General features: G+C 71.3%; 11 protein-coding genes and 1 pseudogene. 3 read left to right on the top strand and 9 right to left on the bottom strand.

The genetic code is table 11. From position 1 onward, the window contains the following. Positions 1–104 precede the first annotated feature (104 nt). Positions 105–899 (top strand): isocitrate lyase/phosphoenolpyruvate mutase family protein, encoded by a 795-nt coding sequence (locus ACIBNA_RS17420; protein ID WP_399166058.1) that lies wholly within the window; start codon positions 105–107, stop codon positions 897–899. A gap of 33 nt (positions 900–932) precedes the next feature. Here ACIBNA_RS17420 and ACIBNA_RS17415 read toward each other — a convergent pair whose 3' ends face one another. The 4 genes from ACIBNA_RS17415 to sigJ all read right to left on the bottom strand — a co-directional run bounded on the left by ACIBNA_RS17415 (position 933) and on the right by sigJ (position 4,868). Continuing rightward, positions 933–1,904 carry a phosphotransferase enzyme family protein gene (locus tag ACIBNA_RS17415; protein ID WP_399166057.1) on the bottom strand — a complete coding sequence of 324 codons (972 nt, stop codon included), beginning with the start codon at positions 1,902–1,904 and terminating at the stop codon, positions 933–935. Beyond that, complete coding sequence (locus ACIBNA_RS17410; protein WP_399166056.1) at positions 1,897–2,487, bottom strand: TetR/AcrR family transcriptional regulator; 591 nt, start codon at positions 2,485–2,487, stop codon at positions 1,897–1,899. The genes ACIBNA_RS17415 and ACIBNA_RS17410 overlap by 8 nt, the downstream gene beginning before the upstream one ends. Before the next feature lie 22 nt (positions 2,488–2,509). After that, the gene (locus ACIBNA_RS17405) at positions 2,510–3,829 is read right to left on the bottom strand and encodes a jacalin-like lectin (RefSeq protein WP_399166055.1); all 1,320 of its coding nucleotides are present in this window, start codon (positions 3,827–3,829) and stop codon (positions 2,510–2,512) included. A gap of 124 nt (positions 3,830–3,953) precedes the next feature. Beyond that, a complete protein-coding gene (gene sigJ, locus ACIBNA_RS17400) occupies positions 3,954–4,868 on the bottom strand; it encodes an RNA polymerase sigma factor SigJ (protein WP_399166054.1) in 915 nt (304 codons plus the stop codon). Positions 4,869–4,970: 102 nt separating this feature from the next. Here sigJ and ACIBNA_RS17395 point away from each other — a divergent pair. Then, positions 4,971–5,344: pseudogene (locus tag ACIBNA_RS17395) on the top strand (hypothetical protein). 12 nt (positions 5,345–5,356) lie between these two features. On the opposite strand, the gene ACIBNA_RS17390 reads toward ACIBNA_RS17395, so the two are convergent. Further along, positions 5,357–6,124, bottom strand: coding sequence for a hypothetical protein (locus tag ACIBNA_RS17390; RefSeq protein ID WP_399166053.1), 768 nt, complete (start codon positions 6,122–6,124; stop codon positions 5,357–5,359). A 231-nt stretch (positions 6,125–6,355) separates the two neighbouring features. Here ACIBNA_RS17390 and ACIBNA_RS17385 point away from each other — a divergent pair, with 231 nt between their 5' ends. Next, positions 6,356–7,624, top strand: coding sequence for an MFS transporter (locus ACIBNA_RS17385; RefSeq protein WP_399166052.1), 1,269 nt, complete (start codon positions 6,356–6,358; stop codon positions 7,622–7,624). A 22-nt stretch (positions 7,625–7,646) separates the two neighbouring features. On the opposite strand, the gene ACIBNA_RS17380 is transcribed toward ACIBNA_RS17385, so the two are convergent. The 4 genes from ACIBNA_RS17380 to ACIBNA_RS17365 all read right to left on the bottom strand — a co-directional run bounded on the left by ACIBNA_RS17380 (position 7,647) and on the right by ACIBNA_RS17365 (position 13,262). Continuing rightward, positions 7,647–8,453, bottom strand: coding sequence for an ABC transporter permease (locus ACIBNA_RS17380; protein ID WP_399166051.1), 807 nt, complete (start codon positions 8,451–8,453; stop codon positions 7,647–7,649). A gap of 1 nt (position 8,454) precedes the next feature. Further along, on the bottom strand, positions 8,455–9,258 hold the full coding sequence (locus tag ACIBNA_RS17375) for an ABC-2 family transporter protein (RefSeq protein WP_399166050.1): 804 nt from the start codon (positions 9,256–9,258) through the stop codon (positions 8,455–8,457). A gap of 1 nt (position 9,259) precedes the next feature. Beyond that, on the bottom strand, positions 9,260–10,255 hold the full coding sequence (locus ACIBNA_RS17370) for an ATP-binding cassette domain-containing protein (RefSeq protein WP_399166067.1): 996 nt from the start codon (positions 10,253–10,255) through the stop codon (positions 9,260–9,262). 139 nt (positions 10,256–10,394) lie between these two features. Then, positions 10,395–13,262, bottom strand: a complete 2,868-nt coding sequence (locus tag ACIBNA_RS17365) for a glycoside hydrolase family 2 TIM barrel-domain containing protein (protein WP_399166049.1) — start codon at positions 13,260–13,262, stop codon at positions 10,395–10,397. Positions 13,263–13,271: the final 9 nt, after the last annotated feature.

Genomic DNA, 13,271 nt, shown 5'->3' with positions numbered 1-13,271 from the left:
TCCTCCGCCTTGCAGAGGCACGCACCAGACCCCGCTCGCCGGCACCGAGCAGAACAGTCGCTTCCCTGCGACCTGATCCAAACGACAGACCCTAGCGTGGCCCCATGACCGCACACCCGAAGCAGACACCGGCCGCGGGGGCCGTCACCGCCTTCGCCGAACTCCACCACGCCGACGAGCCCCTCCTGCTGCCCAACGCCTGGGACTGCGCGTCCGCCCGGGCCCTCGCCGGGCAGGGCTTCCGGGCGATCGCGACGACGAGCCTGGGCGTCGCCGCGGCCGCGGGACTGCCCGACGGCGAGGCGGCGACCCGGGAGGAGACGCTCCGGCTGGCCTGCGCCCTCGGCTCGGAGCCGTTCCTGGTGTCCGTCGACGCCGAGGGCGGCTTCAGCGACGACCCGGACGAGGTGGCGGAGTTCGCGCGCGAGCTGCACGCCGTGGGAGTCGTCGGCATCAACCTGGAGGACGGACTCGGGCCCGCCGACCGGCACGCGGCGAAGATCGCCGCGGTCAAGGAGGCTGTCCCCGGCCTCTTCGTCAACGCCCGCACCGACACCCACTGGCTCGGCGACGGCGACGCCACGGACACGCTCGCCCGGCTCGACGCCTACCAACAGGCGGGCGCGGACGGCGTGTTCGTCCCCGGCCTCACCGACCTGCGGCAGATCGCCACCCTGGTGCGCCACGTCCACGCCCCCCTCAACGTCCTCTATTCGCCGGGTGGCCCCTCCGTCCCCCACCTCGCCGATGTCGGCGTACGCCGGATCAGTCTCGGCTCGCTGCTGTACCGGCGGGCGCTGGGCGCGGCCCTGGAGGCGGTGGCGGAGATCCGGGCCGGCCGAACGCCGGCGGGGCCGACACCGTCGTACCAGGAAGTGGCCCGTCAGGTCGCTCCGTAGGTTGTTCCGTAGGTTGTTCCGCAGGTCGCTCAGTCAGGCGTCGAGCGCGGCGACCAGCAGCGACACGGCAGCGAGGTCCGGCAGGCCGCGCAGGCACGCGACGACCTGGTCGCCCGCGAACGCGCGCTGCGCGGCGGTCACGGCGGGATCGACGGCCGTCTCCGCCTGCACATGGATGTAGTTCAGGTCCGTGGCGAAGAGCATCGAGAACGACTCCGGGCCCGTGACCACGGCCCGGCCCCCGGCATCCCGGTAGGCCCGGGCCAGGCGTCGGGCGGACGCGATGCCCACCTCGTTGCGGCCCGACCACACGTAGACGGCCCGCGCGAACTCCCGTTCCGCCGAGATCGGCCCGGCGTTGTCCCAGTCGAGCAGGACCGGCCCGTCCGGGCCGACCAGGACGTTCTGGGGCTGGAGGTCGAGGTGCGAGGTCACGAGTTCGCCGGGGGCCGACGGTGTCACCCAGTGCGCCAGCCGGGGCGCTGACGTGGCGATGAACCGGCCCAGTTCGTCCGCCCACGGCAGGCCGGCGTCCCGCACCTTCTTGAGGACGTCCTCCCAGTCGGCGTCGTCAGGGCACCGCTCGTACCAGTCGCTGGGCGTCTCGACGGCGCCCTCACCGGCCTGGTGCAGCAGCGCCATGGTCCGGCCGAACCAGTCCAGGATGTCGGGGTCCGACGCGTCCGCCCGGGTGCCGTCGACCCAGTCGTACAGCTTCACCCAGGACCCGGCCGGGGAACCGAGCCGGGAGACGTGCGCGCCCTGCCCGTCGGGGTGGAGACGGGGCGAGGCGATGCCCAGGTCCGCGGCAAAGTCCCGGAGCGCGGCCTCGCGGCGGACCTGCGCTTCGTCGCAGCCGAAGAGGAGCTCCTTCACGGCCCACGAGGACCCGTTTCCGGTGAGTTTCCAGATCTGGCCCAGCGCGCCCCGGGTGACCGGTGTCATGGTCCAGGGCCCGGCGCCGAGTGCGTAGCTCCGCGCTATGGAGTCGGCTGTGTCACGCATCGGTCGTCCTCTGTTCGCGGGGCCAGTTCTGAAGAAGTACGTGCAGGGCGTCGATCGCCCTGTCCCAGGACGCCTGTACGTCACGGGGGGCGCCGAAGGCGCCGGTGGACTCCAGGGCGCAGTAGCCGTGGAAGGTGCTGCGCAGCAGGCGTACGGCGTCGGTGAGGTCGGGTTCCTCCAGGCCGTAGGCGCGGAGCATGCCGTAGGTGACGTCGGCCGTGCGGCGCATCGCGGGGGAGTCCGCGACCAGGTCCTGATCGATCGGGAGCTGGGTCGCCGCGTACCGGCCGGGGTGTTCCAGGGCGTAGGCCCGGTAGGCGCCGGCGAAGGCACCGAGCGTGTCCCGGCCGGCCTCCCGCCCCTCGACCGCCGCCGCGATCCGGTCGATCATCTCGCCGCCCGCGAGGAGGGCCATCCGGGTGCGCAGGTCCTTCAGGTTCCGCACGTGGGTGTACAGGCTCGCGTCCTTCACCCCGAAGCGGCGGGCCAGGGCGGAGAGGGTGACGTGCTCCAGGCCGGCCTCGTCGGCGAGGTCGGCCGCGGCGGCGACGAGGCGGTCGGGGGTGAGGCCGGCTCTGGGCATGAGGGAAGAGCGTAGTACGGGATCAGCGGATCGGCGCGTACACCACTCCCAGCTTGTCGATCTCACCGCCCGCGCGGCCCGTGAAGCCGACGATCTGCCAACCGGAGGGGGCCGTGAAGGTCTTCGCGTCGGACGTGGCCGTGCCGGCGGACAGGGTGCGGTTCTTGTCCGTCGTGAAGGACGCCGAGAAGATCCGGGTGCGGCCGTCCTTCTGGCCCTGCGTCAGCTTCACCGAGGTCAGGTGCTCACCGGAGGCCAGCGTCAGCGAGGTCGCCGTGCCGCCCGTGCCGCCGTGGGTGAGGGCCGTACCGCCGTCGTGGGTCAGGGAGACAGCGTCCAGTCGGGTGGCGCCGCGCAGGGTGAGGGTGCGGGGAGCGGGGTTGGCCGGCAGGTCGTCCGCGTCGTTGAAGGCGGTGCCGTGCGGGCCGCCGAAGAAGTCGCTGGCCCGCAGGGACGAGTTGAGCGTGTAGGAGAAGTCGACCGCGTGCGGGAAGTGGTCGGACAGGTGCTTGCCGTCGGAGCGGAGGAAGGCTTTCCAGTCGTTGGCGTAGCGGGTCGTGGTCAGGGTCAGCAGCTTGCTGCCCCGGTAGAGGACCTTGTCCACGACCTCGCAGTCGTTCGTCGGCGCCGCTTCGTCACAGACCAGCGCGTCGCCGCCCTGGGCCGGGGGAGTACCGCCCTTCACCAGCTTCACCCACGCGTCCGTCAGGCCGTTCTCGGACAGCAGGGTGCGGATGTTGTCGCCGGTGCGGGTGTACCGCGTGTTCGTGTCCCCCATGACGATCACCGCGTTGCCCGCGGAGTTCGCCTGGATGAAGTCCGAGAGCTGCTCGACGTTGGCCCGGCGGGCGGCCAGCGCGTCGTCGGTCGCGTCCGCGTTGGTGTGGACGTTGTACAGGTCGACGAAGACGCCCTCCGCTAGCCTCACCCGCGCCAGCGAAAAGCCCTTGGGCGTCAGGCAGTTGGTGCCGGTGCAGTTGTTCCACTTCACCCGCTGGAAGTCCTCGAAGGGGTGGTCCGAGAGGGTGTTGAGACCGTCACCGAAGGCAGCGCCACCGCTGGTCGAAGTGCGGTACGGGTGCTTGTCGTTGGCGTACAGCGAGGCGTGGTAGTTGAAGTCCTCCTGCACGTTCACGATGTCGTACGGCCCGAGCCGCTGCCCGATCAGCGGGGTGTTGGTCTCGGGGTCGCTGTCGCCGAGCCCGAGGGGCAGGCCCGCGATGTTGTACGTCAGCACGTTGAAGGAACCGGAGTCCGCGGCGGCGGCGGGCGTCGCGGAGGTCGCGGTCAGTCCGGTGAGGGCCAGAGCGGCGGCGGTGAGGGCGCCGAGGAGTCGTCTCATGGTGGGGGTGTCTCCGGTCGGGGGAGGCAGGGAGGGACATGAACGATGCTCAGGTTCGAGCCCAACTCGGTTGATGCGCAAGGGACACGGGGGAAACAGTGGGGGATGAAACGACGGACGGGGGCTACGACCACGCCCACGGCCGCAGCTTCTCCGGGTTGCGGACCGCCCAGATCCGGGAGACGCGCCCGTCGGAGACGTCGAACGATGCCACGGTCATGACGACGCCGGCACGCTGGGCCACCAGGCCCGGCACACCGTTGACCGACCGCTCCAGGAGCTCGAGCCCCGGCGCCTTGTCGGCGATGGCGACCATGTACTGGGCAATGCGCGCGCCGCCCTCGACCGGGCGCAGGACGGTGCCGACCATGCCGCCGCCGTCGGCGGTCATCACGGCGGCCGGGTCGAGGAGACCGACGAGGGCCGCGATGTCCTTGGTCTCCCAGGCCTCTTTGACGTGCCTCACCACGTCGGCCCGGCCGGTCGCCGTCACCGGAGCGCGTGCGACACTCACCCGCCGCCGGGCGGAGGCCGCCAGCTGCTTGCAGGCCGCGGAAGTCCGGCCGAGAACGTCGGCGATCTCGGCGAACGGGTACCGGAAGACGTCATGCAGGACGAACGCCACCCGCTCGGCGGGCGTCATCGATTCCAGGACGACGAGGAAGGCCATGGTCACCGACTCGTCCAGGACGATCTGTTCGGCGGGGTCCGCAGGGCCGGTGGGGCCGGCGCCTCCCGCGTGGTCCCATTCGGTTCGGTCGGGCAGCGGCTCGGGCAGCCACGCGCCGACATAGCGTTCACGGCGGGCCCGCGCCGAGCCGAGCAGGTCCAGGCAGATGCGGCCGGTCACCGTCGTCAGCCAGGCACCCGGGGACCGGATCTCCTCCTGCCGGTTTCGTGGCAGCCCGTACCAGCGGGCGTAGGCATCCTGCACGGCGTCCTCGGCCTCGGTCACCGAACCGAGCAACCGGTAAGCGACATTGATCAGTTGGCGTCGCTCGCCGGCTATCTCATCAGTGCCGCCCCCGACAGTCCCCATGCTTCCGGCCGCCCCCTCGCCTTACCTTTCGCAGGCCCGCGTCGTCGAGCTGGTGAGACCTTATCGACCAACTGCCCGAGGGCGGACAAGGGGAACTGTGACATGGCCACACAGATGACGGCGACCGCGAACGCACAACGCGGCTCCTCGTTCCTGCGGATCGCGATCGCCCTGCAGACCCTGACCATCTTCCTCCAGGCGGTCTCCGCCGGGCTGCTGCCGACCTCGTCCTACGGAGAGACGCTGCACGATGTCGGAGCCCGTGTGATGTACGGGGCGACGATGCTGTACGTGCTCGCGGCGGTCCTGGCGTGGAAGCCGGGCGGCGGTTCGCCCCGGCCTGTCTGGCACGCGTCGGGTTTCCTCGTACTCGCCTCGGTCCAGGTCGTGCTCGGCATCGCACACGTCCCGTCGGTCCATCTCCCCTGGGAGTCCTGATGTTCGGTCTGAGTGTGCTGGCGCTGGCCCGGCGCTGAGGTACGAGTGGGTCATGGCTGACGCAGCAGCTCCAGATCCGCGCCCCAGGAGTCGAGGACCCGGTCGTGGCCGGCCCGCCGTGCCGTCTCCTCGATGTCGGTGAAGAGCGCGCGCTGCGTGTGCGGGTCGCCGTCGGCGAGCAGACGGCGCAGCACGGGCAGGAGCCGATCCGCCTCCCACCGCCGGTCGCCCAGCGGGCTCCGCTCCAGCTCCCACTGGAGGTACTTGTTGTAGGGCCGGACGCGGCGGTGCAGGGCGAAGAGCACCTCCAGGGCGTAGGGGACGGACTCGGCGGCGTCCAGGTGGCCCATGGCGGGGCGGCCGTCGCGGAAGCTCTTCAGGGAGCGGTAGGTCTGGTTGACGTACGCGTCGAGCCAGCCGTCGACGGCGGCCCGGGCCTCGGTGGCGCCCAGCGTCCGTTTCTCGTCGAGGATCCGGGCGACGGTCCCGTCGAGCCGGTCGAGCAGTACCTCGGCGTGGACGTAGGAGTAGCGAGCGAAGCTGTCCGGGCGGCCGGGCATGCCGCGCGTACGGAACTCCGTCAGCGCAATGACCACGAGGTCCAGGTGGGCGGAACGGAACCAGTCCAACTCGGCGATCGGCGAGGCGTGCTCGTCCTCGAGGATCACATGCAGGTCGTAGTCGGAGTGGACCGTCGGCATGCCCTCGTGGACCCGGGAGCCGCTGAGGACCAGTCCGACGACGCCGGGATCGGCGGCCGCCCGTGCGATGAAGGCGGCCAGGGTGTCGTCAGGAGTGTTGCCCAAGGTGATGTGCATGGTGATCTCTCCCCGCGGAACGTCAGGGGTACGGGTCGGGTTCGCGTCTGCGGTGTCCGGGACACCGCGGGAGAGATCACCTCACGGTGCGGACGCTACTGCGTGCGCACCGCCCACCGGTATCGGTTTTCGCGGGCATCGGGATGCGGGCGGGTGCGGCATTCCTCGGTCGCGGCGGGGAGCCGTAAGGTTGCCGGGCCCAGGCAGCGGGGACACGGGGGAGGCGGCGGCATGACGCACGGGGCGGCGCGGCGTGAGGACGCCGCCGACGAGTGCTTACCCGGCACCCGCCCCCTGTGGCGGCAGCGCGACTTCGGCATCTTCTGGGCCGCGCAGACCCTCTCCGTGCTCGGCGACTCCTTCGCGCTGATCGCCCTGCCCCTGCTGGTGCTGGAGGTCACGGGCTCGGTCGCGCGGATGGGGCTGCTGACGGCGGTGGGCGGGGCGGCCTCGGTCGTGGCGGTGGTGTTCGCCGGGGCCGTGGTGGACCGGGTGGACCGGCGGCGGCTGCTCATCGCCTGCGACCTGGTGCGCATGGGGCTGTACGGGGTGATCCCGCTGGTGTGGCTGTTCGGCCCGCAGATCTGGCTGCTGTACGTGGTGCTGCCGCTGTGCGAGGCCGTGGGCATGCTGTTCGCGGTCGGCTACGTCACGGTCGTGCGGGGCCTGGTCGGCACCGGGCAACTCACGGAGGCCAACGGCCGGTTGAACGCGACGGCCGCCGCCGCGGGTGTCCTCGGACCGCTGTGCGCCGGTCTGGTCGCCGCCTGGTCCGGCCCGGCCGCCGCGGTCGGCGTGGACGCGGCCAGCTTCGGGGTGTCGGCCACGTGCCTGTTCTTCGTACGGTTGCGCAAGCGCACCCCGGACGAGCACACCGACCGGCGCACCGGCCTGTGGCAGGACCTGCGCACCGGCGTCGCCTTCCTCCACGGCCACCCCGTGCTGCGTTCGCTCACCGCCCTGCTGTTCGTCTTCAGCTTCCTCACGCTCGGCCTGAACGACCTGGTCATCTACCACCTCAAGCACGACCTCGGCCATGACGACGGCACGGTCGGCACCGTCATGGCGGTCGGCGCGCTCGGCACCATCACCGGCGCCCTGCTCGTGGCCCGGTTCCGTCGCCGTCTAGGCTTCGGGCCGACGTGGACCGGCTCGGTCGCGGTGTGCGGGCTGGCCTTCGTGGGGCTCGGCTGGGCCCGTGACGTGCCGGTCGTGGCGGCCCTGAGCGCCGCGTTCCTCGCCTGCGTCGGCATGGCGGGCACCTGCTCGATGTCGCTGCGCCAGGAGGTCACGCCCGAGCACCTCCTGGGCCGCGTCACCTCCGCCTTCTGGACGCTTCAGTACGCGGCGGCACCGATTGGCGCGGCCGTCCTCACCTGGGCCGCGGAGGAACAGGGCACGACACCGGTCGCCCTGGCCGCCGGAGCGACCTGCGTCCTGCTGGCCGTGACGGCCCTGTTCACCCCCATCCGCGGGTCGGGTCGGAACCGCACCCGTTGACACGGCGGATCGGCCCGGAATCTCACCCGTTGATCCCGCTGTAGTGCCCCAGACTCCACCTCCACAGCAGTCGCGCCCCCAGATACGCCAGCAGCCCGAGCAGCGGTGACGCCGCCGCCAGCCAGTACGGCACCCCCGTCGTGTGGCCGTGGCCCGTCAGGACCGCCGCCGGGAAGTAGGCGACGAACGCGAGCGGGAGACCGTAGGTGAGGAGGCCGCCCACCGCCTTGGGGAGGACGTTCAGTGGGTAGCTGCCGAACGTGCCGAGGAGTTCCTCCAGCCAGCGGCCCCAGTAGTCGGCGGCCGGGAAGCGCAGGGACGCGCTGGCCACGACCGTGAACAGCGCCGCCTCCAGGAGCATGCCGCCGAGCACGGCCGCGATGAGATACGTGATGCGGCCCGGCGTCCAGTCCAGGTCGCTGCGGGACAGCGCGCCCACCATCAAACCCGCCGCGACCGTGAGGTCCCCGATGGCGTTGGTGGGGAAGAACGCCAGCTGCATCTGCCGGTGGACCGGCATCGGCCGCATCAGGTAGATGTCGACCCGGCCTTCCTGGATCTGCCGGCCGGCCCAGTGCATCCGCCCCAGGAACAGCACGAACAGACCGTGCGCCAGCATCCGCGTCGCCGGGATCAGCAGCACGTCCGAGCTGTCCCAGCCGCCCATCCCGGCGAACCGGGACAACAGCACCGTGGCGAACACGATCACCGACACCTGCCAGATCGCCCCGATCGCGATCATCAGCAGGAACTCGGTGCGGTACTCCATCTGCGCGCGGAAGTTGAGCGCCGTGACGCGCCAGATGATCCGCAGAGCCTTCACTGACATCTCAGCCTCCCTGCGAGATCACGCGCCGGGCGGCCCGCCGCCACAGCAGCCGGGTGAACAACGCCAGCAGCACGACCCACGCGGCCTGGACGGAGAGCTGGAAGGCCGCGTCGGACAGGGGGATCCGCCCCACGTACAGCGACAGCGGCACGCTCAGCGTGGCCTGGAAGGGCAGGAAGGCGCTCATCGTCAGGAACCAGTCCGGGAAGAACCACAGCGGCGCGTACACCCCGGACAGCAGGTTCTGCGCGAACAGCAGGATGAGCATCGCGGCGGTGTTGCGGACCGTCCAGAAGCACAACTGGTCGAGCACGAGCATGACGTAGTACAGGACCCACTGGCCGAGCAGCATGCTGAGCACGAACACCCCGGTCACCGCGGCCGAGCGGGGCGGTTCGACGACGCCCGTGGCGAGGCAGATGACGTAACCCGTCAGCGCCCACGCGAGCCCGTACAGCTGCTCGCCGGCGGCCCGCAGGGCGTAGTAGCGCTGTGGCGGCAGCGGACGCAGGTACCAGTAGACGATGGTGCCGAAGTGCATGTGCTGGAGGACCGTGTCCCGGCCCGCGTACTGGTCCAGCTCCCGCAGCCGGGACGCCAGTACGGCCAGCACGGCGTAGGTCACCGCCTGGTCGCGGCTCAGCCCCGCGGTCGTGCCGATCTGCGCGTACAGGCCGCGCCACAGTGACCAGACCAGCACCACCTGAACGGCCAGCCGGAGCGCGACGGCGGTCATCCGGGGCGGGGCGTTCAGCTCGCCGAGCGGGGTGACGCGCGCGGCGCGCCAGGCGTGCGGCACGGCCACGTCAGACCTCCTCGGCGTGCACGTACGCGGCCCGCATCACGTCTTCCAGGTCCGCCTCGTCCAGGGCGATGTCCGTCACCTCGAACCGCTCGATCACGGCCTTCAGCGCCTGGTGGACGGTGGGCGCGTCCGTCCCGTCGGGACCGAAGACGACCTGCGCGCCGCCCCGCCGCAGCAGCGTGATGCCGGGCGGCGGGACGACCTCGGCGTGCGGGTCGGCGAGCGTGGCCCGCACCTGCCAGGTCGAGCCGAACTTCCGGCGGATCTCGTCGAGGGTGCCGTCCAGGACGAGCCGGCCGTGGTTGACCAGCACCACCCGCTCGGCGAGCCGCTCGACCTCCGTCATGTCGTGCGTGGTCAGCAGGACCGTACGGCCGCGCTGTTCGACCTGGTGGCGCAGGAACTCCCGCACCTGCTCCTTGACCACCACGTCCATGCCGATGGTCGGCTCGTCGAGGAAGACCACCGGCGGGTCGTGCAGCAGGGCGGCGGCCAGATCGCTGCGCACCCGCTGGCCGAGGGAGAGATGGCGGACCCGGGTGTCCCAGAACGAGGACAGGTCCAGGATGTCGTCGAACTCCTTGAGCCGGGCGGCGTGTTCGGCCTTCGGCACCTCGTAGATGTCCCGCAGGATCGCGAACGACTCGCGCACCGGCAGGTCCCACCACAGCTGCGTGCGCTGCCCGAAGACCGCGCCGACGTTACGGGCGTTGCGCTCCCGCTCCCGGTACGGCACCACGCCCGCGACCCGGGCCTCGCCGGACGTGGGCGTGAGGATGCCGGTGAGCATTTTGATGGTGGTGGACTTGCCGGCGCCGTTCGGGCCGAGCAGGGCGAGGAGTTCGCCCGGGGATACGTCGAAGCTGATGTCGGTGACGGCGTGCTTGGCCACCCGCTCCGGATTGACCAGTGATCTGACGGCGCCCAGGAAACCGGGGCGGCGGACGGTGGTGTGGAAGGTGCGGGACAGCCCGCGGACCTCGATGGCGACACTCAACCGACTCACCAACTTCCTTGTGGTGAACGCAGTCGCGGCCGGTCGGCTTCGAGGGCCGACCGGCCGCGGATGACGTCCCGACCCTGTCGGAATGTCGATCAATTGGTCAATCGATTAATCGAGTTCTTACAGCGTTTTCTTACCTGGTGGTCGAGAACACGAACGCGAACTGAGCCGGCTCCGCCTTCAGGAAGTACTGCGGCAGCGGACCCGGGCCGCACGACTGCGAGCCGATGCCGTGCTGCCCGTGGTCGAGGTTGACCCACACCGTGTCCCCGGGCGTGAGGTCGGTGCGGTGCCGCGCCGCGTCCAGCTGCTCGGTGGTCCAGCGCCGCGCGGTGAACCAGAACTCCGGATCGCCCTCGATCCGCAGACCGCCGAGCTCCACCCAGCGGACATCGGCGCGGGCGCCGTTCTCCTGCGGGCGGAGATACGGCGTCTGGAGCCCGTCCACCGTCGACTGCCAGCGGCCCACCATGGACGCCGTCCTGGTGTCCGGGTACGCCTCGCCGGGACCGCCGCCGAACCACTCCACGGAGTCGGCCTCCGACAGCCCGAAGCGCACCCCGAGCCGGGGCAGCGGCACCGTCCAGTCGCCCTCCGGCGTCACGGACACGGTCAGCTTCAGCCGCTCGCCGTCGGACGTCCAGCGGTACACCGTGTCCAGGCCCACCTCGCGGGCGGCGGGCGCCACCCGGGTGCGGACCGTCAGCGCGTCGTCGCCCGCCTCGACCGAGACCAGGCGGTGGCGCATGCGGTGCAGGCCGAGCGTGCGCCACAGCATCCCGTAGCGGGTGTCGGTCTGCCACTCCGCGCCGTCGTCGTTGTCGGTCGGCGCCCGCCACACGTCCAGCCGCGGGGCGCTCACCTCGACGTCGCCGATCGAGCGCAGCGCACCGGTGCGGGCGTCGAACGCGGCCGGGCCGAGGGTGAACCGGTCCCCGTCGCGCACGGGCCGGTCGTTCGCGGGGAAGGACGGCAGCGGCCGTGCCCCCGCGGCGAACTGCCCCCAGGCCACGACGTGGTCCTTCGCGGCCCACAGCGTGTCGTGGGCGAGCAGCGCCCGCACGGTCCACTGGCGTTCGCCGCCCCGGCCGTCCACGGGCGGCTCCGGCAGCTTCACCTCGGCGCTCTCGCCCGGCGCGAGCGCCGGCACCGACAGCGAACCCGACTCGACCGTCTCGCCGTCCACCTGGCACGACCACTCGAAGGCCAGCGCGGACAGGTCGGCGAAGTCCTGCTTGTTGGTGATCCGCACGATGCCGTTCGCGCCGTCGCCCTCGATGTGGACCGGCTCGATCACCTTCTTGTACTCGACGAGGCCCGGCGACGGCGTCCGGTCCGGGAAGACCAGCCCGTCGCAGACGAAGTTGCCGTCGTGCAGCTCCTCGCCGAAGTCACCGCCGTAGGCGTAGCCCAGCTCGGCGTGCTTGACGCCGTGGTCGATCCACTCCCAGATGAACCCGCCCTGGAGCCGCTCGTACTTCTCGAACAGCTCCTGGTAGTCGGCGAGCCCGCCGGGGCCGTTGCCCATGGCGTGGCCGTACTCGCACTGGATGAAGGGGAGCTCACGGCGCTTGTGCGTACCGCCGTCGAGCCGCTGCCCGATCTTCTCGACCTCGTCGTGGAAGGCGTACATCCGCGAGTAGACGTCCGTGTCGCGGCAGTTCCAGTCGCCCTCGTAGTGCACCAGCCGCTCGGGGTCCCGGTCGTGGATCCACTCGGCCATGGCGGTGAGCCCGCGCCCGGTGCCGGCCTCGTTGCCCAGCGACCAGAACACGATCGACGGGTGGTTCTTGTCCCGCTCGACCATCCGCGCGGCACGGTCCAGCAGGGCCGGGGTCCAGCGGTCGTCGTCGACCGGGTTGTCCCGCCAGTCCTGCTCGGTGAAGCCGTGGGTCTCCAGGTCGCACTCGTCGATGACCCACAGGCCGTACTCGTCGCACAGGTCGAGGAAGGCCGGGTGCGGCGGGTAGTGCGAGGTGCGCACCGCGTTGAGGTTGTGCCGCTTCATCAGCAGCACGTCCTCGCGCATGGTCTCCAGGTCGAGGGCGCGGCCCTTCTCGTGGTGCCACTCGTGCCGGTTGACGCCCTTGAAGAGGACGGCCTTGCCGTTGACCTTGACGAGTCCGTCCTCCAGGACGACCGTGCGGAATCCGATCCGCAGCGGCACCCGCTCGCCCTCGGTGGCCAGCACACCGTCGTAGAGCCGCGGCGTCTCGGCGGTCCACGGCTCGACGGCCACCGTCACCGACTCGCCGGTCGCGACGTCGATGTCCAGGGCAGGGACGGTCACCCGCCCGTCGACGTCGGAGTCGACGCGCAGGGTGCCCTCGCCGGTGGTGTGGTCGTAGGAGGCGTGCACGAAGAAGTCGCCCACACTGCCTGCCGGGCGGTGCAGCAGCGTCACGTCACGGAAGATGCCCGGCAGCCACCACTGGTCCTGGTCCTCCAGGTACGACCCGGCCGACCACTGGTGGACACGCACGGCCAGCACGTTGCCGCCCGGCTTCAGCAGGTGCCCGATCGCGAACTCGTGCGGCAGCCGGGAGCCCTTGAACTCGCCGAGCTCCGTGCCGTTCAGCCACACCCGGGCGCAGGACTCGACACCGTCGAACCGCAGCACCGCCCCGCCGTCCGACGGCCAGCCGGACGGCAGGTCGAAGACGCGCAGGTGGTCACCGGTCGGGTTCTCCGTCGGAACGTGCGGCGGGTCCACCGGGAAGGGGTAGAGGTGGTTGGTGTAGATCGGGGACCCGAACGCCCCGTCGCCCTGGAGGACCCAGTGCCCGGGGACCGTGACCTCGGCCCAGTCCCCGGCCTCGTAGCCCTCCTCGGCGAACGAGTCGTCCTCGGCGTCGATCGTCGCCGACAGCCTGAAGCGCCAGCTGCCGTTCAGGGACAGGGACCGCGCGTCCGAGGACGCGTACCAGGCGCGGGGCGGCAGGGCCCCGCTGCCCGGGGAGACGTCCTCGACGTAGTCGAGGGAGGTGGTGCGGAAAGACATCGGTCTCCT

Source organism: Streptomyces sp. NPDC050164 (genome assembly GCF_044459945.1).
GTDB classification, from domain to species: Bacteria; Actinomycetota; Actinomycetes; order Streptomycetales; family Streptomycetaceae; genus Streptomyces; species Streptomyces coeruleorubidus_A.
The sequence above is the reverse complement of the archived record's forward strand: the minus strand, read 5'-3'. Positions and strand labels throughout refer to the sequence as shown.